The 21,470-nt window shown below is 47.1% G+C and carries 20 protein-coding genes; all 20 read left to right on the top strand.

The annotated features are described in order from the left end of the window. Position 1 precedes the first annotated feature (1 nt). The 20 genes from mraY to ileS all read left to right on the top strand — a co-directional run bounded on the left by mraY (position 2) and on the right by ileS (position 21,317). On the top strand, positions 2 to 967 hold the full coding sequence (mraY, locus tag C8268_RS14370; protein ID WP_106768309.1) for a phospho-N-acetylmuramoyl-pentapeptide-transferase: 966 nt from the start codon (positions 2 to 4) through the stop codon (positions 965 to 967). Positions 968 to 969: 2 nt separating this feature from the next. After that, on the top strand, positions 970 to 2,391 hold the full coding sequence (murD, locus tag C8268_RS14365) for a UDP-N-acetylmuramoyl-L-alanine--D-glutamate ligase (protein WP_106768308.1): 1,422 nt from the start codon (positions 970 to 972) through the stop codon (positions 2,389 to 2,391). A gap of 49 nt (positions 2,392 to 2,440) precedes the next feature. After that, positions 2,441 to 3,538, top strand: coding sequence for a stage V sporulation protein E (gene spoVE, locus C8268_RS14360; protein WP_106768307.1), 1,098 nt, complete (start codon positions 2,441 to 2,443; stop codon positions 3,536 to 3,538). A 5-nt stretch (positions 3,539 to 3,543) separates the two neighbouring features. After that, complete coding sequence (murG, locus tag C8268_RS14355; protein WP_106768306.1) at positions 3,544 to 4,653, top strand: undecaprenyldiphospho-muramoylpentapeptide beta-N-acetylglucosaminyltransferase; 1,110 nt, start codon at positions 3,544 to 3,546, stop codon at positions 4,651 to 4,653. A 159-nt stretch (positions 4,654 to 4,812) separates the two neighbouring features. Then, complete coding sequence (murB, locus tag C8268_RS14350; RefSeq protein WP_106768305.1) at positions 4,813 to 5,718, top strand: UDP-N-acetylmuramate dehydrogenase; 906 nt, start codon at positions 4,813 to 4,815, stop codon at positions 5,716 to 5,718. 16 nt (positions 5,719 to 5,734) lie between these two features. Next, positions 5,735 to 7,018, top strand: a complete 1,284-nt coding sequence (murA, locus tag C8268_RS14345; protein WP_106768304.1) for a UDP-N-acetylglucosamine 1-carboxyvinyltransferase — start codon at positions 5,735 to 5,737, stop codon at positions 7,016 to 7,018. Between the two features lie 62 nt (positions 7,019 to 7,080). Next, on the top strand, positions 7,081 to 7,848 hold the full coding sequence (locus C8268_RS14340) for a cell division protein FtsQ/DivIB (RefSeq protein ID WP_106768303.1): 768 nt from the start codon (positions 7,081 to 7,083) through the stop codon (positions 7,846 to 7,848). Between the two features lie 198 nt (positions 7,849 to 8,046). Continuing rightward, positions 8,047 to 9,324 carry a cell division protein FtsA gene (ftsA, locus tag C8268_RS14335; RefSeq protein ID WP_106768302.1) on the top strand — a complete coding sequence of 426 codons (1,278 nt, stop codon included), beginning with the start codon at positions 8,047 to 8,049 and terminating at the stop codon, positions 9,322 to 9,324. A 57-nt stretch (positions 9,325 to 9,381) separates the two neighbouring features. Next, positions 9,382 to 10,506 carry a cell division protein FtsZ gene (gene ftsZ, locus C8268_RS14330; protein ID WP_106768301.1) on the top strand — a complete coding sequence of 375 codons (1,125 nt, stop codon included), beginning with the start codon at positions 9,382 to 9,384 and terminating at the stop codon, positions 10,504 to 10,506. Positions 10,507 to 10,818: 312 nt separating this feature from the next. Then, entirely contained in the window at positions 10,819 to 11,805 is a 987-nt protein-coding gene (gene spoIIGA / locus C8268_RS14325) for a sigma-E processing peptidase SpoIIGA (protein WP_106769959.1), read from the top strand. A 102-nt stretch (positions 11,806 to 11,907) separates the two neighbouring features. Beyond that, positions 11,908 to 12,630, top strand: coding sequence for an RNA polymerase sporulation sigma factor SigE (sigE, locus tag C8268_RS14320; RefSeq protein ID WP_106768300.1), 723 nt, complete (start codon positions 11,908 to 11,910; stop codon positions 12,628 to 12,630). A gap of 77 nt (positions 12,631 to 12,707) precedes the next feature. Continuing rightward, positions 12,708 to 13,490, top strand: coding sequence for an RNA polymerase sporulation sigma factor SigG (gene sigG, locus C8268_RS14315; RefSeq protein WP_106768299.1), 783 nt, complete (start codon positions 12,708 to 12,710; stop codon positions 13,488 to 13,490). A gap of 219 nt (positions 13,491 to 13,709) precedes the next feature. Further along, complete coding sequence (locus C8268_RS14310; RefSeq protein WP_106768298.1) at positions 13,710 to 14,018, top strand: YlmC/YmxH family sporulation protein; 309 nt, start codon at positions 13,710 to 13,712, stop codon at positions 14,016 to 14,018. Positions 14,019 to 14,070: 52 nt separating this feature from the next. Further along, a complete protein-coding gene (pgeF, locus tag C8268_RS14305; protein ID WP_106768297.1) occupies positions 14,071 to 14,919 on the top strand; it encodes a peptidoglycan editing factor PgeF in 849 nt (282 codons plus the stop codon). Positions 14,920 to 14,926: 7 nt separating this feature from the next. Beyond that, positions 14,927 to 15,616, top strand: a complete 690-nt coding sequence (locus tag C8268_RS14300; RefSeq protein ID WP_106768296.1) for a YggS family pyridoxal phosphate-dependent enzyme — start codon at positions 14,927 to 14,929, stop codon at positions 15,614 to 15,616. A gap of 2 nt (positions 15,617 to 15,618) precedes the next feature. Further along, on the top strand, positions 15,619 to 16,065 hold the full coding sequence (locus C8268_RS14295; protein ID WP_106768295.1) for a cell division protein SepF: 447 nt from the start codon (positions 15,619 to 15,621) through the stop codon (positions 16,063 to 16,065). A gap of 8 nt (positions 16,066 to 16,073) precedes the next feature. Further along, positions 16,074 to 16,343, top strand: a complete 270-nt coding sequence (locus C8268_RS14290) for a YggT family protein (protein WP_106768294.1) — start codon at positions 16,074 to 16,076, stop codon at positions 16,341 to 16,343. A gap of 17 nt (positions 16,344 to 16,360) precedes the next feature. Continuing rightward, positions 16,361 to 17,143 (top strand): YlmH family RNA-binding protein, encoded by a 783-nt coding sequence (locus C8268_RS14285; protein ID WP_199794856.1) that lies wholly within the window; start codon positions 16,361 to 16,363, stop codon positions 17,141 to 17,143. Positions 17,144 to 17,342: 199 nt separating this feature from the next. After that, on the top strand, positions 17,343 to 17,837 hold the full coding sequence (locus C8268_RS14280) for a DivIVA domain-containing protein (protein WP_106768292.1): 495 nt from the start codon (positions 17,343 to 17,345) through the stop codon (positions 17,835 to 17,837). 393 nt (positions 17,838 to 18,230) lie between these two features. Continuing rightward, positions 18,231 to 21,317, top strand: coding sequence for an isoleucine--tRNA ligase (gene ileS / locus C8268_RS14275; RefSeq protein WP_106768291.1), 3,087 nt, complete (start codon positions 18,231 to 18,233; stop codon positions 21,315 to 21,317). Positions 21,318 to 21,470 lie beyond the last annotated feature (153 nt).

The raw sequence follows: 21,470 nt of genomic DNA, 5'->3' as shown, positions 1-21,470 counted from the left end.
CATGGACTTTCAACTGTTATTGCTGACGATCGGCGTATCGTTCGTACTTGCTGTTATATCCGCTCCGCTGCTTATACCGCTGCTTCGCCGGATGAAATTTGGTCAGCAGGTTCGGGACGATGGTCCGCAAAGTCACCTGAAAAAAGCGGGGACGCCTACGATGGGCGGAGTTATCATTTTACTGGCCTTTACTTTAACTTTTGTAAAATTTTCACCGGTTGATACCAATTTTTATGTACTGCTTGTTGGAACACTCGGGTTCGGTCTGATCGGATTTTTGGATGATTATATAAAAATCGTGTTTCGACGCTCTTTAGGACTGACGGCGCGCCAAAAGCTGTTGGGACAGCTTTTGTTTGCCGGCATTATGTGCTGGCTGCTGATTTCAAATGGCCACAGTACAGCGATCGGCATCCCCGGAACGAGCTTTGCATTCGATTGGGGCGGATGGTTCTACTATCCGTTTATCGTTCTTATGATGCTTGCGATCAGTAATGCGGTCAACTTTACAGACGGTCTTGACGGGTTGTTATCAGGAGTCAGTGCGATTTCCCTTGGAGCTTATGCGCTTATAGCGATTCAATCGACCTCGTTTGCAGCCGCTTTTTGTGCGGCGGCAATGATCGGAGCTGTGCTTGGGTTTCTCGTATTTAACGCGCACCCGGCTAAAGTGTTTATGGGGGACACAGGTTCGCTTGGAATCGGAGGGGCCATTGGAGCCATTGCCATCGTAACGAAGAGCGAGCTGCTGTTTCTAATCATCGGCGGGGTGTTTGTGATTGAGATGCTGTCGGTCGTGCTTCAGGTAGTTTCTTTTAAAACAAGAGGGAAGCGTATATTCAAAATGAGTCCGATCCACCATCACTTTGAATTGTCCGGTTGGTCGGAGTGGCGAGTCGTTATTACATTTTGGGCTGTAGGTCTTGTGCTGGCGGGTCTGGGACTTTTTATTAACAAGGGGTTGTAAAGATGAAACATCCAGAATTTTACCGGAATAAAGAAGTTGTTGTATTGGGACTGGCCAAAAGCGGAGTCGAGGTAGCCAAAGTGATGCATAATGCCGGAGCACTCGTTACTGTTAATGATAAAAAAGAACGGGAAGAATGCCCCGAAGCTTCCGAGATCGAAGCTTTGGGGATTTCCGTTGTATGCGGAGGACATCCTGAAGGATTGATACATGAGGGTGTATCGCTGCTCATAAAAAACCCAGGCATTCCGTATCATGTTGCGCCCGTTCTCAAGGCACAGGAACTTGGAATTCCGGTTGTGACGGAAGTAGAGGTAGCTTATCATCTTTGCAGCGCACCTATGATAGGGATTACCGGCTCGAATGGAAAGACGACGACGACAACATGGGTTGGTGAATTGTTGAAAGCAGCCGGGATGTCGCCGATCGTCGCCGGGAACATCGGAACACCGCTCTCTCAAGCTGCTATGGAAGCGTCTGAGGACGATTGGATGGTCGCAGAGCTAAGCAGCTTCCAGCTGAAAGGGACGGAGGATTACCGTCCTAAGATAGCCTGTCTGCTGAATGTGACGGAGACCCATCTGGATTACCATGGCGAAATGGACGACTATGTCGCCTCCAAGGCCAAGCTGTTTAGCAATCAGACGGCCGAAGATACCGCTGTTTTGAACTGGGATGATCCGGTATGCCGGAGCCTCGTGCCTTATATTAAAGCACATATTTTGCCGTTTTCGATGAATGAGCATCTTCGGGAAGGTGTGCATGTGGTTCCGCCATACTTGCCCGGTGTGGAAGATCATTTGAGCCGTATGGTCGTTTATACGGACGACAAAGGCTTCACCCATGAGATCATTCCGGTAGACAAGATAGGTTTGCCAGGCAAATTTAATGTTGAAAATGCTCTTGCTTCATGTGCGGTCGCTATTGCCGCGGGCGCGGATCTTTCGGCGCTTGCAGCTCCCCTGGAAAAATTCCGGGGAGTTGAGCATCGTCTGGAATTTGTTAAGGATATCAATGGAGTCTCTTACTATAATAATTCAAAAGCAACAAATGCCAAGGCTACGGGCATGGCGCTGATTTCGTTTACGCGTCCGATCGTTCTTATCGCCGGGGGGCTCGACAGAGGCTCCGATTATGAGGAACTTGTGCCTATCCTTAAAGAACGTGTCAAATCGGTGGTGCTTCTTGGTGAAACGAAGGAAAAATTAGCGAAAGCGGCAGAAGAGGCTGGGTTAAAGCAAATCATCCTCGTCGATAATGATGAGGACGCCGCCGCTGCACTCACTGCCGCCGTAAAGAAGGCTGCCGGTTTGGCCGAGCAGGGGGATATCGTACTTCTTTCGCCTGCCTGTGCCAGCTGGGACATGTTTTCTTCTTATGAGGTACGTGGACGCATTTTTAAAGAGGCGGTGCATAATCTGTAAGTAGGGGGGTGGATAAGCCCCTACTTCGTATGCTAAAGGTGGCCTCTTCATGAACAAGAACCGTCCGGCGCCCGATTTATGGCTCCTGATTTGTATTCTGGCTCTGCTGACCATCGGAATTATTATGGTCTATAGTGCGGGGTCCGTCCTCGCTTTTCATGATTACGGAGATCAGTTTTATTTTGTGAAGCGGCAGCTGTTATTTGCCTGTCTCGGTCTTGCTGCTATGTATTTTACGGCCAACATGGATTTTCGCGTATGGAAAAAATATGCGAAGCTTGGATTGTTGATCTGTTTTGTTTTGCTGGTGATCGTTTTGATCCCTGGCATTGGGGTTGTTCGCGGTGGTGCGCGCAGCTGGCTGGGAATCAGTTCGTTTGGTATTCAGCCATCCGAATTTATGAAGCTGGGTATGATTCTGTTTATATCCAAGTGGCTCAGCCGTGACGACTACGACATCACTTCTTTTTCCAAGGGATTAATGCCGCCGCTGGGATTGATCGGATTGGCTTTCGGCTTGATCATGCTCCAGCCTGATCTTGGAACAGGGGCCGTGATGCTTGGGGCTGCGCTCATGATTGTATTTACAGCCGGGGCACGCATGAAGCACCTTGGATTTCTTGCTTTGGGCGGGGCTGCAGGCTTTGTCGGTCTTATCCTAGCTGCACCATATCGGCTGAAGCGGATTACCGGATTTTTGGACCCGTGGTCCGACCCGCTTGGAGCGGGCTATCAAATCATTCAATCTCTTTATGCGATCGGACCGGGCGGTCTCGGCGGCCTGGGCCTCGGAATGAGTCGTCAGAAATACAGTTATGTTCCTGAACCCCAAACTGATTTTATCTTTGCTATTCTTGCCGAGGAACTTGGATTCATTGGCGGTTTGATTGTGCTTCTTTTGTTCCTTACCCTGGTGTGGCGGGGGATGAGAGTGGCTGTGACCGTAAACGACAGCTTTGGAAGTTTGCTCGCTGTCGGTATCATTGGTATGGTTGCCATACAGGTCATTATTAATATCGGAGTTGTAATCGGACTGATGCCAGTAACCGGTATAACGCTCCCGCTGATCAGTTATGGAGGAAGTTCTCTGACGCTGATGTTGACCGCTCTAGGCATTTTATTAAATATATCCCGTTATGCGAGGTGAACGGCGTGCGTGTCGTATTAACCGGCGGCGGTACGGGGGGGCATATATACCCCGCCGTCGCTATAGCCAGACAATGTGAAGCGGAAGAGCCCAAAGCCGCTTTTTTATATATCGGAGGAGAGAACGGCCTCGAAAGCAAGCTTGTTCCTCAAGAAAATCTTCCGTTCAAGAGTATCGATATCACCGGCTTTCGGCGGAAGATATCTTTCGATAATGTTAAGACGGTGTTGCGTTTTTTAAAAGGGGTATCGGCAAGTAAAAAAATGCTTGCTGATTTTAAGCCGGATGTAGTCATCGGCACTGGAGGGTATGTATGCGGTCCTGTCGTATATGCTGCCGCTAAGCTTGGCATTCCGACGATGATTCACGAGCAGAATGCGATTCCTGGATTAACGAATCAGTTTTTAAGCCGCTATGCCTCTACCGTTGCGGTCAGTTTTGAAGGCTCGGAGCGTTCTTTCCCCAAGGCCAAAAGAGTGATATATACCGGTAATCCCCGGGCAACCACCGTTCAATCGGCCAACCGGGAGCGGGGATTCGCCTCGCTCGGTATTCCGATGAATAGCCGCGTTGTGCTTGTTGTGGGAGGAAGCCGCGGAGCCAGAGCAATCAATAAAGCGATGGTTGACATGGCCCCGATGCTGCCAAAACTGCCGAACGTACATTTTGTATATGTTACCGGGGACTTATATTTCGAGGGAACCCGTGAAGCTGTACGCAGCCAGCTGGGGACGATGCCGAACCACCTTCATATCGTTCCTTATGTACACAACATGCCGGAGGTGCTTGCCTCGACTTCATTGATCGTGAATCGGGCGGGCGCATCATTTTTAGCGGAGATCACCTCGCTTGGAATCCCTTCTGTGCTTATCCCGTCTCCGAATGTGACGAATAATCATCAGGAGGCTAATGCCCGTCAGTTGGAAAGCGCTGGAGCGGCCAAAATGATTTTGGAAAAAGACTTGACTGCCGAAACCCTTTTTTCCCGAATCGAAGAAATTATGGGAGATCCCAAAACGATGACTTCCATGTCCGAAGCCTCACGTTTGCTTGGCAAACCCGATTCGGCCGCTGTCATTGTTAATGAAATACGCCGATTGATGAACAACCGCTAAAACGGCTGGGCGATTGTCACACACCTACAGGGGTCTACATAAGATACTCTATAATCGTGACAATCTCACCCAAGAGGCCGGTATCATCCAACAGCGGCCATCTCTTCGCAAGCCGGGGAATGGCCTTTTCGGTTTTGAAGTCAAGGGAGGTTTTGCAAGATGCAGGAGTGGGAGTTACAGTTATCGCAATCTAATGTCGGAGCTATATTCAAGAACGAACCGCTGGCTAAATATACAACCTGGAAAATAGGCGGTCCTGCCGACGTTCTGATTGTCCCGGAAACAATGGAACAGTTGGCAGAACTGACAAATATCCTCCACACCCACAATATTCCATGGATACAGCTTGGGCGCGGGTCCAATATGCTTATATCAGACAAAGGCATACGCGGGGCCGTTATTAAGCTAGGACAGGGATTTGACGAGGTTGTCTTTGATGGCGACCTGGTCACAGCCGGAGGCTGCATGTCATTTGTTAAACTTAGCGTTCTGGCCGCTAAAAAAGGTTTAACAGGACTGGAGTTTGCCGGAGGTATACCCGGGTCTGTCGGAGGGGCTGTATATATGAATGCCGGTGCCCACGGGTCTGATGTGTCACGCATATTTAAGTCCGCTGACATTGTACTGGAGACAGGTGAATTGGTTCACTATGCTGTGGAAGATATGGAGTTTGATTATCGTCATTCTGTCCTGCATGACAGGAGAGGAATCATTTTTCGGGCCGTGTTCCAACTCCAGCATGGTGACCGGAAGGAGATTTCAGCAGCCATGGCGTCTTATAAGGACCGCCGGCGGCGTACCCAGCCGCTTCAATCCGCCACCGCCGGTAGTGTATTTCGAAATCCACCCGGTGATCATGCCGCACGTTTGATAGAGGCGGCGGGACTCAAAGGATTTCGAATCGGAGGCGCGGAAATTTCCCTTCAGCATGCCAATTTCATTGAAAACACCGGTCAAGCGACAGCAGAGGACGTGCTCGCCCTGATGAAGAAGGTTCAGGAAACCATAGCTGAGAAAAACGGAATACATTTGGTACCTGAGGTTTATGTCATGGGAGAGCGGTAAACTCGGAGGTGATACATTGGACAAATTGGTGATTGAGGGCGGAAGCCCTCTATCAGGAACCATACGTATCCATGGAGCAAAAAATGCCGTTTTACCAATACTGGCGGCAAGCCTTCTTGCCGAAGGAAATGTCCGGCTTAGCAATGTTCCGCACTTGCTTGACATTGAGGTGATGCTGAACATTTTGAGACGTCTCGGTTCAAAGTGCAAGCATGAGCTGGAGACGGTCACTGTGGATACTTCATCCGCCAATTCGTTTCATGTGCCGGAAGATTTAATGAAGCAGATGCGATCCTCCATCTTTTTGATGGGTCCTCTGCTGGCCCGATTCGGTGAAGTGACGATTTATCAGCCTGGAGGCTGCGCGATTGGAGAGAGGAAAATCGATCTTCATCTTCAAGGACTACAGGCACTGGGTGCCGAAATCGAGGAAAGCGACCATAAGATTCACTGTAAAGCTCGCCGCCTAATCGGTGCCGACATTCATCTGGACTTTGCGAGTGTCGGTGCAACCGAGAATATTATGATGGCGGCGGCAACTGCGAAGGGTACAACCGTTTTGACGAATGCGGCGCGTGAACCGGAAATTCAGGATTTGCAGCATTTTTTGAACAAGATGGGCGCCAATATTATTGGAGCGGGAACGGATACGATTACGATTCACGGTGTCGATCGGCTTGAGCCTTGCGATTATGAGATCATTCCTGATCGCATTGTTGCAGGAACCGTCATGATTGCTGCCGCTGCAACAAGGGGGAGTGTCACGCTCACGCATTGCAACCCATCTCATCTGAGTTCTCTGATTCACGTGCTGAAGCGCGCCGGTGTTCAAACCAGTATTTGCAATGATATAATGAATATAAGCTGTATGGGCCGCCCCAAAGCTGTGGAGCGGATTGTAACATCGCCATATCCGTCTTTTCCGACCGATCTTCAATCACAGATCATGGTGTTGTTGTCACTGGCTGACGGATTTAGCGTTATGAAGGAAACCGTATTTGAAGGCCGCTTTAAACATGTAGAGGAATTGAACCGAATGGGTGCTGATATTTCTACAGACATGAACTGTGCATTTATTCGTGGAGTGCAGCGAATATATGGTGCTACCGTGGAGGCGACTGACCTTCGGGCCGGTGCGGCTCTAGTCATCGCAGGCCTTGCTGCTCAAGGTACAACGATTGTGGAACAAATTCACCATATTGATCGTGGGTATGACCGGATTGAGAACATGTTTCGGGGGCTGGGTGCAAGGATTTACCGTCAGTCACCCATACCGAAGCCACTAGATTTAGCCAATTGACTTATGCCCTGCAGCATCCCTCCCAAAGTGGGAGGGATGCCAGGTCTTTCTGGAGAGAGGATATGACAAAGAATCAAATTCCTGCTCTTAAAGAGCACAAACCCAGACCAAAAACCGGAAGAAAAATCATTTTTATATTAATGTTGCTGTTCCTGGCTTTGTTGGTTGTTATTTTTTTTCGTTCGCCTGTCAGTAAGGTAACGGAGATTCATATTACCGGAAATACCTTTGATACAGATAAGCAGTTGATGGAAAAAAGCGAGCTTTCGATCGGGATGCAATATTTCAATGTTGATGCTGAAAAGGTGAAAGAACGTTTGATCGCTATTGGGACCATTGAAAGTGCTGAAGTGGACAAGCAGTTCCCCGGTATTATAAATATTGCCGTTGTGGAACATCCGACAGTTGCTTACGAGCTTGCACAGGATGGCAGTTTGCAGGCTATATTAGCCAGCGGAACATCCGTTCCTGTTTCAGCCAGCGGAATTCCTGTAGACAAGCCCATATTAACCCAATGGGACCCAGAAGACCCCAACAAGGTAAAGTTAAGCGAGGTTTTAGCCGATATACCTAACAGTATGACTTCTGACATTTCGGAAATACTGCCGTCACCAACGCCTTCTTTCCCCGATCGCATCAAAATGTATACCCGCTCGAAATTCGAAGTGATTACTGCTGTTTCTCTACTAAGTGATAAGGTTGAATATCTCAATCAAGTGATTGAGATGGAGCAGCCCGGCGTCATCACGATGCTGGAGGCGGATTCATATGTTCCTTTTGAGCCTGAAAACCCGGATGGGGAGGGCGAAGATCCCCCTACTCAGGAGTAAGGAAAAATGGTACAATCAAGAGTATTGACAAGCCGCCAAACTCCCTCTTTTTTCTCTGACTTTTTGGGCTTCTATTAGCAGATGTTGGCACTAAAAAAATTGTAGAAAAAAGAGGGAAAGCCCTATGCGTGTTGAATAAGTAGAGAAGTGTTATTATATCCAAAAATTTATAACGAGAGAAACAGGAGGTGCCAGGGCTTGAGCAACAATGACATCATTGTTAGTTTGGACATCGGTACATCCAAAGTTCGTGCTATTATTGGTGAAATTAATAATGGAACCTTTAATATTATTGGAGTTGGATCTGCCGACTCGGAGGGAATTCGAAAAGGTGCAATTGTAGATATCGATCAGACCGTACAATCCATTCGCAGTGCTGTTGATCACGCGGAGCGTATGGTTGAAATTCAAATATCCGAAGTGTACGTCGGCATTTCAGGAAATCATATTGGACTTCAAACAAGCCACGGCGTTGTGGCAGTATCGAACGAGGATCGTGAAATCGGTGAGGAAGATATTGACCGGGTGCTGAAAGCAGCCGAGGTTGTCGCAATGCCTCCGGACCGTGAAATCATTGATGTGGTAGCTAAGCAATTTATCGTTGATGGTCTGGAAGGAATCTCAGATCCCCGCGGAATGATTGGCGTTCGTCTTGAAGTAGAAGCAACCATCATTACAGGTGCTAAGACGGCCATACATAATCTTTTGCGATGTGTAGAGAAGTCTGGCCTGAAAGTTAAAGATCTTGTGCTGATTCCGCTGGGTGCAGGACAGCTTGCGCTTTCCAAAGATGAGAAGACGATGGGCTCTGTTCTTGTTGACGTAGGAGCAGGCTCAACAACTCTTGCAGTATTCGAGGAAGGAAGCATTGCAGCTACATCAACGCTGCCGATCGGTGGAGATTTTGTAACCAATGACATTGCCTACGGACTTCGGACGTTAACCGATCAAGCCGAGAAGGTAAAGCTGAAATACGGCTGCGCGCTAATAGATAGCGCTGCACCGGAAGTTGTGTTTAAAGTAACTCGGATCGGAAGCAATGTGGACAAGGAGTTTACTCAGGAGGATTTGGCTGCTATTGTTGAACCACGTGTTCAAGAAATTTTTCAATTGGTGCGCCAGGAAGTTAAGCGATTGGGTTACAATGAGCTCCCTGGAGGTTATATACTTACGGGTGGCACAATGTCCATGCCCGGCGTGCTGGAGGTGGCACAGGCAGAACTGGCGAGTTCCGTCCGGATAGCGGTTCCTGATTTCATCGGAGTACGCGACCCAGGATTTTGCAGCGGAGTCGGAATACTTCATAATGCGATCAAGAATGTTCGAGTACGTTCGGGTGGAGCAACTGCCAGCAGCAACAACAAGAAACCGGTGAACCGTGCGAAGCCGAATCCTGCAGCAGCAGCTCAGGAAAGTAGCAGCGAGAAGCCGGGATTTCTTGAGCGTTTGAAAAATATGTTCAGCGAGCTTATATAGCGGGTTCAATTGACAGTGGACGTGCCATCCACGCACATTGAGGGGGAGATGGATTAGATGTTGGAATTTGATTTTGAAATGGAGAGCTTAGCCCAGATTAAAGTAATCGGGGTAGGCGGCGGCGGTAGTAACGCAGTTAACCGAATGATTGAGAACGGCGTTCAAGGCGTTGAATTTATAACAGTGAATACAGATGCTCAAGCGCTGCATCTGGCGAAATCGGAACATAAACTCCAGATTGGAGACAAGCTGACGCGTGGACTTGGTGCCGGTGCGAATCCTGAGGTCGGCAAAAAAGCAGCTGAGGAATCTCGTGATCTGATCATGAACACGCTCAAAGGCGCAGACATGGTGTTCGTTACAGCTGGTATGGGTGGCGGAACGGGTACAGGAGCGGCTCCGGTCATCGCAGAAATTGCGAAGGAATGCGGTGCTTTGACCGTAGGTGTCGTAACCCGTCCGTTTACCTTTGAAGGACGTAAACGTGCTGCTCATTCAGAGCTTGGTATTGAAACTCTTAAAGAGAAAGTAGATACGCTTATTGTTATCCCGAACGATCGATTGCTTGAGATCGTGGATAAGAAGACTCCGATGCTTGAAGCTTTCCGGGAAGTAGACAATGTACTGCGTCAAGCGGTTCAAGGGATCTCGGATTTGATCGCAGTACCGGGTTTGATCAACTTGGACTTTGCAGATGTTAAGACCATTATGACGGAGCGCGGCTCTGCTTTGATGGGAATTGGCACGGCTACCGGCGAGAATCGTGCGGCAGAAGCTGCACGCAAGGCGATCATGAGCCCACTCCTTGAAACTTCGATTGAGGGCGCTCGTGGAGTGATTATGAACATTACGGGCGGGGCTAATTTGTCCCTTTATGAAGTAAATGAAGCAGCGGAAATTGTAACCTCTGCATCTGACCCGGAAGTTAATATGATCTTTGGTGCGATCATCGAAGAAAGCATGAAGGAAGAGATCAAGGTTACGGTTATTGCTACGGGCTTTGAAAGCAAACCGGCACCATCACGCCGACCTGTAACTCAAGGCGAAGGCCAAAGTCAAGGTCAATCACAGACAACGGATAGCGGGAATGTAAACCTGAGGCCATTTGGAAATCAGGGGGGGAATGACCAGCTCGATATCCCGACTTTCCTTCGTAATCGTTCCCGAAACAACAACAACTAAGCTCATATAAAGCCTGTTTTCTCTTTTATGGGAAAGCAGGCTTTATTTATTATCCCCAGTTCCTGAAAAATAAGTAATTACTTTTAACCTCGAATTCGTGCAATTCACGCGCGAAACCTAAACAAAGCTGTCAATGACGGTATAGCTGTCAAATGTCCTCCATAAACTGCCTCACATCGACAAAAATAGTTGATGGACAACCCACAGGTTTAGACAGACTTTGATTCCTAATCTTCTTATACTAAATACATCTCCCAATAGCCCAGACAAACAATAACCCGAGGAAGATTCCCGGCTAGGCAGGTGAATATCCTGGTTGTTTATATTGATCTGATCTTTCTAGCAAACCTGCTTATTGACGGCATTTTGCTTGCTTTAACCGCATGGCTGCGAAGATTGAAGCCGAACTGGTGGAAACTGTCATTATCAGCTACGGTGGGCGCCATGTATGTTGTGATGATGTTTGTACCGGAATTGTCGTTTTTGTTTACTTTTTTGGTCAAATTTGGGCTCTCGTTGGTTATGCTCTGGATTGCCTTCGGATTTGTCAGTTTGCAGAGCTTCATACACAACCTTACCGCTTTTTATATGGTGAATTTTGCGATAGCTGGAGGTATTATCGGTTTTCACTATTTAAAGCAAAATTCGGGTGAGTTATTTGAGGGCATCTGGTATACGGCTTCGGGTGGATTAACGTTTGAGCTGAAGGTAGGCTTTTGGTTTGCCTGTATTGCTTTTCTTGTCGGGATTATCATTGTAAAAACAGTTCAGATGAAACGGCAACAGGTAGAAAATCGGGAAAGTCTATTAGGCAAGGTTACAGTAAGTATTGAAAATAAGACAATCGAATGTATGGGACTGCTTGATACTGGAAATCAGCTGAGCGATCCGCTGACGAGAACGCCCGTTATGGTGATGGAAGCTTCCCTGTGGGAAGCATATCTTCCTCCAACCTGGTGCGAGAAGCTCGCTGAGGGGGAGGCGGACAAACTTATCATGGAGCTGGAGAGTACCGATTTTATTTGGCAGGACAGGTTACGGCTTGTACCGTACCGCGGTGTAAACAGAGGATCTGCTTTTATGCTGGCACTAAAGCCGGATTTGGTGCGGATTCAGCTTGATAGCAAGGAATATGTCGCTACAAAGGTACTGATTGGCTTTGATGGAGGTACATTATCCGGCGAAGGTGCTTATCGGGCTATTATTCATCCCACGTTGACAGAGGGGGAGGCAGTTCAGGTTGAAAGAGAAGAATATGAAGAACCGAAAGGTACGGATAAGACAAGTGCAGCAGGTTAATCATTGAATCGCCGTAATAATGAAAGAGAGTTCTCTATCGAAAAATGAAGTTTATGCTTACGAAGAGAGTTTTCCTTCGGAAAACTTGTAGGAGGGAAAAAGATGCCTGTTAAATGGAAATTACTTTTGCAGCTGCAGTATTATCGTGTTTTGTTCTTTTTGGGATTAAAGAGTCAGGAAATCTATTATATCGGCGGTAGCGAGGCGCTTCCTCCTCCACTTACAAGAGAAGAAGAGGAATATTTGCTGCAGAAGCTTCCTTCAGGAGACGCAGCGACAAGAGCGATGCTTATTGAACGAAATCTTCGTCTTGTTGTTTATATTGCTAGAAAATTTGAGAACACAGGAATCAACATCGAAGATTTGGTTTCCATTGGTGCGATCGGCTTGATTAAAGCGGTCAATACATTTGATCCGGAGAAAAAAATCAAACTTGCCACCTATGCGTCACGTTGTATTGAAAATGAGATCCTCATGTATTTGCGGCGCAACAGCAAAACCCGAAGTGAGGTCTCCTTCGATGAGCCGCTTAATATTGATTGGGATGGTAATGAGCTGCTTCTTTCCGATGTCCTTGGCACGGAAAATGATACCATTTACCGCAATATTGAGGAGCAGGTGGACCGTAAACTTTTGCAAAAGGCGCTTGATAAATTGACCGACAGGGAACGAATGATTATGGAGCTTCGTTTCGGCCTTCGGGACGGCGAAGAAAAGACGCAGAAAGATGTGGCAGACCTGCTTGGCATCTCACAATCCTACATTTCCCGATTGGAAAAAAGAATTATAAAACGACTGCGGAAGGAATTCAACAAGATGGTTTAACTGGAAAACTTCAGGAATAAAATAAAGCCCCCCGGAGATAATGTACAGTAATGTTTCTCCTTGGGAGGTTAGTCATCATGACTCGAAACAAAGTTGAGATTTGTGGCGTAGATACGGCAAAATTGCCGGTTTTGACAAATGTGGAAATGAGGGAGCTTTTTCATTCTCTGCAGCAGCAGGGGGATCGCTCCGCCAGAGAGAAATTGGTGAATGGAAACCTTAGATTGGTCTTGAGTGTAATTCAGCGGTTTAACAACCGTGGTGAGTTTGTGGATGATCTGTTTCAGGTTGGATGTATTGGCCTTATGAAAGCTATCGATAATTTCGATCTTTCGCAAAACGTTAAGTTTTCTACCTACGCCGTACCGATGATTATCGGAGAAATCCGCCGCTATTTGAGGGATAACAATCCGATTCGTGTGTCCAGGTCCTTGCGGGATATTGCGTACAAAGCCTTGCAAATCCGGGATCAGCTAACGAATTTGAACTCAAGAGAACCGACCATTTTTGAAATTTCCGAAGCGCTGAATGTGCCCAAGGAAGATGTCGTATTTGCATTGGATGCCATCCAGGACCCGGTTTCCCTGTTTGAGCCGATTTATAATGACGGCGGAGATCCGATTTATGTGATGGATCAGATCAGTGATGATAAGAACAAGGATGTATCGTGGATTGAGGAGATTGCACTGCGTGAGGCGATGCATAAGTTGGGACAGCGTGAAAAAATGATTTTGTCCATGCGTTTTTACGAAGGAAAAACCCAGATGGAAGTGGCCGATGAGATCGGTATTTCACAAGCTCAGGTATCACGTCTGGAAAAGTCAGCGATTAAACAAATGCAGAAGCATGTCAAAACATAAAAATTGAATATAATACAAAGTTTTGAAAAAAACGCGGTGCAAGGAGTATCTTGCACCGTTTTTTGTTTCAGCAAAAGAATACATTGAAAGTTACAGGCTTCTTAACCTTAGAATTCAACCAAGCTGCATTTGTTACAGGATACGGACATATATTGAAATATAGTATACTTTCAAGGTGTGATGATGGTGATACCAGATAATCAGATGGTGGGGAATAAGATGAAAATTTCCGATTTTCAAACCAAGGATGTCATTAACATTATCGATGGCAAAAGACTCGGACAGGTTAGTGATTTGGAGCTTGATTTAAAGCATGGACGAATCGAGGCCATCGTCGTTCCGAGCTATGGGAAATTTATGGGTCTGTTTGGCGGCGGAAGCGATCTTGTTATACCGTGGCGAAATATCGTTAAAATCGGTTCAGATGTTGTGCTCGTAAAGATGGAAGAAGTTAGGAAAATGATAGAAGATCAGGAGCCTGTCGGCTACTTGGAACGCCCTGACCGGATCGATCGAAGGACATATTGAGAAAATGTATCCCTAGGCGCTTTTCTGGTAAACTGGTGTAGAGGTGAATAACATGGAACCGTTTATAAAGCAGGAAGGACCCGGGCCGAGCCTGTTTATGCTTACAGCATGGAATGAAGAAAGAACCGGGCTGACAGCTGGCTTCAGCGGCCGTGAGGGCGGTGAAAGCAAAGCCCCTTATGATAGTCTCAATCTTGCTCTTCATGTCGATGATGATCTAGAAGATGTAATCGCGAATCGAAAGAAAACAGCCGAGAAGCTAGGTTTTTCGTTCGATGCCTGGACATGCGGTGAGCAGATACATGGCAGCCGGATAGCAATTATTGGATCGAAGGAGCGGGGAAGCGGAAGGCTGAACCGTCAATCGGCGATTCCGGATACCGATGGATTGTTAACGAACACCCCCGGGGTTCTTCTGACTTCCTTTTATGCTGATTGTGTTCCGCTTTATTTCTGGGACCCGGTTCATCACGTTGTTGGATTGGCACATGCAGGATGGAAGGGGACTACGGCAGAAATCGCTAGCCGTATGATTGATCATATGACAGAACAATTTGGCAGTCGTGTAGAGGAAATCAGAACAGCTATAGGGCCATCCATCGGTCAATGCTGCTATGAAGTGGATGACAAGGTGATGTCCAAGGTAAGCGATTTAGGGTTGTTTGTACGGGGTAATAACAAAGGCGCAGATTCTTTTTATACCGACAAAGGAAACGGAAAGTATATGCTGAACTTGAAAGAAATAAACAGACACATTATGATAAAAGCAGGAATCTTGACGGATCATATCGAATGTACATTATGGTGTACAAGCTGTCGTAACGATTTGTTTTTTTCATACAGAAAAGACGGAGGAACGACAGGGCGTATGGCGAGTTGGATTGGAATGAGAAAGAGGTGAGTCTTCCTTGGGTTTGATAGAGCGCATCAATGAAGTGGATCAGCGTGTATCGGAGGCTTGCCGCAGAAGCGGAAGAAACCGAAATGAGGTCAATGTGATTGCAGTCACGAAGTATGTCTCTGTCGATCAGACTGCAGCCGTATTGGATCAGGGAATCCTTCATATCGGGGAGAACCGCTGGCAGACTGCCAAAGAGAAATGGCAAGCTCTTGGTGAACGGGGGACTTGGCATTTTATCGGTCACCTCCAGAGCAACAAGGTGAAAGATGTCGTTGGCAGATTTCAATATATTCATTCACTGGATCGACTATCTTTGGCGAAAGAGCTGGAGAAGAAAGCAGAAGCCCTGAATTTGCAGGTGCAAGCATTTATGCAGATTAACATTTCAGGCGAATCCACGAAATATGGTCTTCAGCCTGAGCAGGCGGCTTCTTTTCTTCAGGAAATGAATCGCTTTAAGCATATCAATGTGGTCGGGCTTATGACAATGGCTCCTTTTGAAACATCTGCGGAAGATACACGTCCTGTATTCCGTGGGTTAAGACAACTAAGAGATGAGCTGAACAAGCAGGCGATTACACCGGAGCCGTTAACCGAATTGTCCATGGGAATGTCCAATGATTTTGAAGTGGCAATAGAAGAAGGGGCGACTTGGGTTCGTTTGGGCTCAATATTAGTAGGAAAAGAGGAGAATTGACGATGGGCGTAATGAACCGGTTTATGAATTTCATTGGTTTGCAGGAAGAGGAAGAGGTTGTAGAGCGGGAAATGCTGCCACCAGAGGAAGAGCCGGTGGAGCCGACCCCGTTTGAGCAGCGCAAGACCGCAAAAGGCGGAAATGTCGTAAGCATCCATTCACAGAAAAACGTCAAGGTGGTGCTGGTGGAGCCCCGTTCGTATGATGAGGCCCAGGAAATTGCGGATCACCTTCGTTCTTTCCGCACGGTTGTAGTAAATCTGCAGCGTGTTCGTAACGATCAAGCACTGCGCATCATTGACTTTCTCAGCGGAACCGTTTATGCGCTGTCAGGCGGTATTTCAAAGGTTGGCGGCAATATTTTTCTTTGCACACCCGATACCGTCGAGATTCAAGGTTCCATCACTGAAATTTTAGCAGACGAGCAAGATTTTAACAGAACGAGGTGATTTCTGCTTTGACAGAAAATATTTTTGTAATCGTAAGAGTATTATTTGAAATCTACTTTTACATGATTCTTGTATATGTATTAATGTCTTGGCTTCCGAATGTTCGGGAGAGCTTTATCGGAGAGCTGCTTGGCAAGTTTGTTGAGCCTTACCTTGCACCTTTTCGCCGCTTCATTCCGCCAATTGGCATGATCGATATTTCCCCGATCGTAGCATTGTTTGTTCTGCAGCTGGCGCAAAGAGGCGTATTCGCAATTCTGGGATATTTACTGTTATAGAAAGGACACCCGTATTGATGCATCCAGATATTTACGAACATTTTCACCGGGATGAACGGGAATTTGTGGACAGGGCTTGGGAATGGGTCGTGAACGCAGGCGAATATCATGAGACGAAGCTGACGGATTTTCTCGACCCAAGGCAAAGATTCATTCTGGAAAGCCTGGTGAACCATCATCCCGATGTCCATGCCTTTTATGGCGGCGGTTATGCTGATGCAGAGCGCGTTCGTGCTCTTGTTGCACCGGATTACAGAGATCTTTCGAGTGAAGATGTGGGAATTAAAGTGCTCGCGATCACTTCGGGAGATCAGAAGTTTTTGTCGCTGGAGCATGGGGATTATATGGGATCGGTTTTAGGGCTTGGCATTAAACGTTCCAAGATCGGGGATATTCATGTTCATGAAGAGGGCTGTCATGTTGTCGTTGCGAACGAGATTGGAGCCTTTCTGCATATGAACCTGAGTCAGGTACACCGTGTTCATGTAATGACCGATCTTCTGCCTATAGAGGAGCTAAAGGTACAAGAAACCAAGCTTGAGACGATGGATCTGACAGTTGCCTCGCTGCGTCTGGACGGAATCGCAAGTGATGTACATCGTCTCAGCCGGTCCAAAATTGTTGTGCCGATCAAGGCTGGACGCTGCCGAGTCAATTGGAAGGTTGTAGAAGATCCGTCGTTGACGCTGAAAGATGGAGATGTCGTTTCCATGCAGGGCTTTGGCCGATTTAAAGTGCTGGAAACCGGAGGATTGACAAAAAAAGGGCGATACCGCGTCAAGGTTGGTAAATTTACTTAAGCCGTTTGAAGGAATTGCCGTTTTTTTGTCGAACTTTTTTAAAACGAAAAAATGTAAGGTTTTTCTATATTATGGCAGTAAAAAAACTTAATGATTATGCCGATACATCAGTTGACCGCTTGTGTTCAAAATTGGGTGGTTGGCTTCGAACAATGGATGGAGTTGTCATGCGAAGCCATATTCTTAGGAGGTGCGCATCATGCCATTAACACCGCTGGACATACATAATAAAGAGTTTGCCCGACGCATCCGTGGTTACGATGAGGATGAGGTTAACGAGTTTCTGGATCAGGTCATTAAAGATTATGAAAGTGTAATTCGTGAGAATAAAGAGCTCCATAATCAGCTTACATCTCTTCAAGAGAAAGTGGATCATTTTGTCAATATTGAGGATACATTATCCAAAACGATCATCGTTGCTCAGGAAGCTGCTGATGAGGTTAAGACAAATGCCAAGAAGGAAGCTCAACTGATCGTTATGGAAGCGGAGAAGAATGCAGACCGTATCATTAACGAGGCGCTCAGCAAATCACGCAAAGTTTCCCTGGAAGTTGAAGAATTGAAGAAACAGGCTTCCATTTACCGGACACGCTTCCGTTCGCTCGTTGAAGCCCAGTTAGAGCTTCTGAAGCATGATGGATGGGAATCGCTGGAGAGTTCTGAGCCTACTTTGGAAGCTAAAGAGGTTTATTAGAGCGTGGCAGGCTATTGCCATGTTGACTTTTATCCAGAAAGAGTCTATAACTAATAACATATTATAATTCATATGTATTCGTTGATGGGATAAGTACGATAAGGAACTGTTCTCCAGAGAGTTGGTGTTTGCTGAAAGCCAATGTTCAGACCTTGCCGGAAGATCCTCCCGGAGAAGTGAAGCTGAAGCGCTAGCTTTGCGTGTGTAGGCAGAACCGTCCAGCCGAACGTTATATCGGCTCCGTGTCTTGGTAGAAGACATGGACTTGAGGTGTCGTTACTTGTGATTCCGATGTGGAATATACATGAACGAAATTAGGGTGGTCACGCGAGCCAGGTTCTCGTCCCTTTGGGGATGAGGGCCTTTTTTTATTTTAATGAAAGGAAGATTATGATGAACAAAGTGGATGTGAAAGAAAAGGCACGAGCCAGAGAACTCCGGATTTTGAAAAAGTGGAAGGACGAAAACATATTTAAACGATCGATTGAGAACCGGGAAGGCAAGCCGCATTATGTTTTTTATGAAGGACCTCCGACAGCAAACGGTGCTCCGCATATCGGACATGTGCTCGGTCGTGTGATTAAGGACTTTATCGGCCGCTATCAAACGATGAAGGGCTATAAAGTGATTCGTAAAGCCGGATGGGACACTCACGGTCTGCCGGTTGAACTCGGCGTTGAGAAGCAGCTCGGTATTTCCGGTAAACAAGAAATTGAAAATTACGGCGTGGAACAATTTGTTAAAAAATGTAAAGATAGTGTGTTCGAATATGAACATAAATGGCGTGAACTAACCGAAGCGATCGGTTACTGGACAGACCTTGACGATCCGTATATTACGCTTCAGAACGATTATATCGAAAGTGTGTGGAACATTCTGGCGACAATTCATGATAAAGGGTTGTTGTACCGTGGACATCGCGTTAGTCCATATTGCCCGGACTGTCAGACGACACTCAGCTCCCACGAAGTCGCTCAAGGGTACGAGGATGTTAAAGATTTGAGTGCGACAGCAAAATTCAAGCTGCATGACAGCGGCGAATACGTGCTGGCTTGGACGACAACACCTTGGACGCTTCCGTCTCACGTAGCACTTGCTGTGAATCCGGATATGGATTACGCCCGTGTGCAGCAGGAGGACGGCGTATACATTGTGGCCAACAATCTCGTAGATGACGTGATGAAAGGCGATTACACCGTTCTGTCTACTCTGAAAGGCTCGGAGCTGGTAGGAAAAAGTTATACTCCTCCATTTACGTATGTGAAGACGGAAAAAGGAAATGTCATCGTAGGCGCTTCTTTCGTAACAGATGCGAGCGGTACGGGGATCGTTCATATGGCTCCTGCCCATGGGGAAGACGACTATCGTACATGTCGTGAGCATGGCATCAGCTTTGTCAGTGTTGTGAATGCACAAGGCCGTTATACGGATGAAGTGACCGATTTTGCAGGACGTTTTGTAAAAGATTGCGATCTGGATATTGTAAAATATCTTTCCGAAAAAGGACTTCTGTACAGCAAGGAGAAGTACGAGCACAGCTACCCGTTCTGCTGGCGTTGTAAATCACCGCTTCTCTACTATGCGATGGAGAGCTGGTTTATTGAGACTACAGCTGTGAAGGATCAGTTGATTGCGAACAACAACGCTGTTACCTGGTATCCAGGTCATGTGCGCGACGGTCGGTTCGGCAAATTTTTGGAGGATCTGGTTGACTGGAACATCAGCCGTAACCGATATTGGGGAACACCGCTCAATGTATGGGTGTGTGAATCAGGCGAGCATCAGTTTGCACCGCACAGCCTGGCTGAACTTCGTGAGCATGCCATCGGCGAGGTAGCAGAGGATCTGGAGCTTCACAAGCCGTACGTGGACGAAGTGAAGGTGAAATGTCCTCATTGTGAAGGCGTCATGGAGCGTACCTCAGAGGTGATTGACGTCTGGTTCGACTCCGGCTCGATGCCATTTGCACAGTATCATTATCCTTTCAACAAGGACATTAATTTTGAGCAGCAATTCCCGGCGGACATGATCTGTGAAGGGATCGATCAAACTCGGGGCTGGTTCTACAGTCTTTTGGCAATATCTACACTCTTTACAGGGAAGGCGCCTTATAAAGCGGTTATGGCAACCGGACATATTTTGGATGAGAACGGGCAGAAAATGTCCAAGTCCAAAGGCAATGTTATCGACCCGTGGGATATCATTAACGAGTATGGTACCGATGCGTTCCGCTGGGCTCTTCTGGCGGACAGTGCTCCTTGGAACAGCAAACGCTTCTCCAAAGGTATCGTAGGTGAGGCGAAATCGAAAGTCGTTGATACGCTTGTCAACACCCACGCATTCCTGACTCTCTATGCCAGCATCGATGGATATAATCCAGCCGAGCATGAATTCAAGGGATCTGATAACAAGCTGGATCGTTGGATTTTGTCCCGTCTGAACAGCCTGATTCAAGTCGTGGATAAAGGCCTTGCCGTTAACGACTTCCTGAATTCAGCCAAAGCGATTGAGTCCTATGTGGATGAGCTGAGCAATTGGTATATCCGCCGGTCGCGTGACCGTTTCTGGGGGAGCGGTCTTGGAGAGGATAAGTTGGCTGCTTACGGCACACTGACTCAAGTGCTGCTCACATTGTCGAAGCTGATGGCACCATTTACTCCAATGCTGTCTGAGGACATTTTTGTGAACTTAGGGGGAGGAGAAAGCGTGCATTTGGCAGACTTCCCTCAGGCCGATGAATCGATGATTGATAAGACACTGGAGCAAAATATGGAGACCGCCCGTCAGATTGTTGAGCTGGCACGCAACGTCCGTAACGAAACAGCGATTAAAACCCGTCAGCCGTTGTCTGAGCTGATCGTTTCAATGGATCGTGATTTTGCTTTGGTGGAATATGAAGATATCATCAAGGATGAAATCAACGTCAAGCATATTAAAGTGGAGACGAGCGACAGCGGTTTTGTCGATTTCACGTTAAAGCTGAATCTGAAAGTAGCAGGCAGAAAGTATGGCAAAAACGTTGGTTTTCTTCAGGGCTTCCTAAAAGGGATGTCTGGCGAGGAAACCCGCAATGTAGTTCAAAATGGCGGCGTGAATGTAACCTCACCGGAAGGAGAGGAACTTCAGCTTACAGCTGATGAGCTGTTGGTTGATAAGAAGGCGAAGGAAGGCTTTGCTTCCGCTTCTGGTTACGGCCTTACGGTTGCGCTCAATACGGATATTACACCTGAATTGGAGCAGGAAGGCTGGGTTCGTGAGGTCATCCGCGCTGTGCAGGATACACGTAAAAAGCTGGATCTTCCGATTGAAAAGCGGGTTGTTCTGACCCTCCATACGGATGAAGAGCTTCAGGCTTCCATCACTGCATTTGATCATGTGCTTCGTGAGAATGTGCTTGTAACCGAGGTGCATTTTGGACAAAAAGAAGGTATGGAAGTTGTGGAAATCGGCGGAAAATCGATCGGTATTCACATCGCTTAGTAGCGTCAGATAAGGTAGATAAAGCCGTTGGCTTTGGGGTAAAACCCGAGTCAGCGGCTTTTTGTTTATATTTCCCGAGAAATGTTGTCCTGGCTGTAAAAGGAGATGATGGCGGTTCTTCTTGCATAAAAAAGAATGGGAGAGGAGGTTATG

Source organism: Paenibacillus faecalis, assembly GCF_900289175.1.
Classification (GTDB): Bacteria; Bacillota; Bacilli; order Paenibacillales; family Paenibacillaceae; genus Paenibacillus_AQ; species Paenibacillus_AQ faecalis.
The sequence above is the reverse complement of the archived record's forward strand: the minus strand, read 5'-3'. Positions and strand labels throughout refer to the sequence as shown.

Excerpts from the sequence above, each read along its gene's own strand:
- mraY (WP_106768309.1), top strand. The coding sequence starts at position 2 with ATGGACTTTCAACTGTTATTGCTGACGATCGGCGTATCGTTCGTACTT.
- murD (WP_106768308.1), top strand. The coding sequence starts at position 970 with ATGAAACATCCAGAATTTTACCGGAATAAAGAAGTTGTTGTATTGGGA.
- spoVE (WP_106768307.1), top strand. The coding sequence starts at position 2,441 with ATGAACAAGAACCGTCCGGCGCCCGATTTATGGCTCCTGATTTGTATT.
- murB (WP_106768305.1), top strand. The coding sequence starts at position 4,813 with ATGCAGGAGTGGGAGTTACAGTTATCGCAATCTAATGTCGGAGCTATA.
- C8268_RS14340 (WP_106768303.1), top strand. The coding sequence starts at position 7,081 with ATGACAAAGAATCAAATTCCTGCTCTTAAAGAGCACAAACCCAGACCA.
- ftsZ (WP_106768301.1), top strand. The coding sequence starts at position 9,382 with ATGTTGGAATTTGATTTTGAAATGGAGAGCTTAGCCCAGATTAAAGTA.
- sigE (WP_106768300.1), top strand. The coding sequence starts at position 11,908 with ATGCCTGTTAAATGGAAATTACTTTTGCAGCTGCAGTATTATCGTGTT.
- sigG (WP_106768299.1), top strand. The coding sequence starts at position 12,708 with ATGACTCGAAACAAAGTTGAGATTTGTGGCGTAGATACGGCAAAATTG.
- C8268_RS14310 (WP_106768298.1), top strand. The coding sequence starts at position 13,710 with ATGAAAATTTCCGATTTTCAAACCAAGGATGTCATTAACATTATCGAT.
- pgeF (WP_106768297.1), top strand. The coding sequence starts at position 14,071 with ATGGAACCGTTTATAAAGCAGGAAGGACCCGGGCCGAGCCTGTTTATG.
- C8268_RS14295 (WP_106768295.1), top strand. The coding sequence starts at position 15,619 with ATGGGCGTAATGAACCGGTTTATGAATTTCATTGGTTTGCAGGAAGAG.
- C8268_RS14285 (WP_199794856.1), top strand. The coding sequence starts at position 16,361 with ATGCATCCAGATATTTACGAACATTTTCACCGGGATGAACGGGAATTT.
- C8268_RS14280 (WP_106768292.1), top strand. The coding sequence starts at position 17,343 with ATGCCATTAACACCGCTGGACATACATAATAAAGAGTTTGCCCGACGC.
- ileS (WP_106768291.1), top strand. The coding sequence starts at position 18,231 with ATGAACAAAGTGGATGTGAAAGAAAAGGCACGAGCCAGAGAACTCCGG.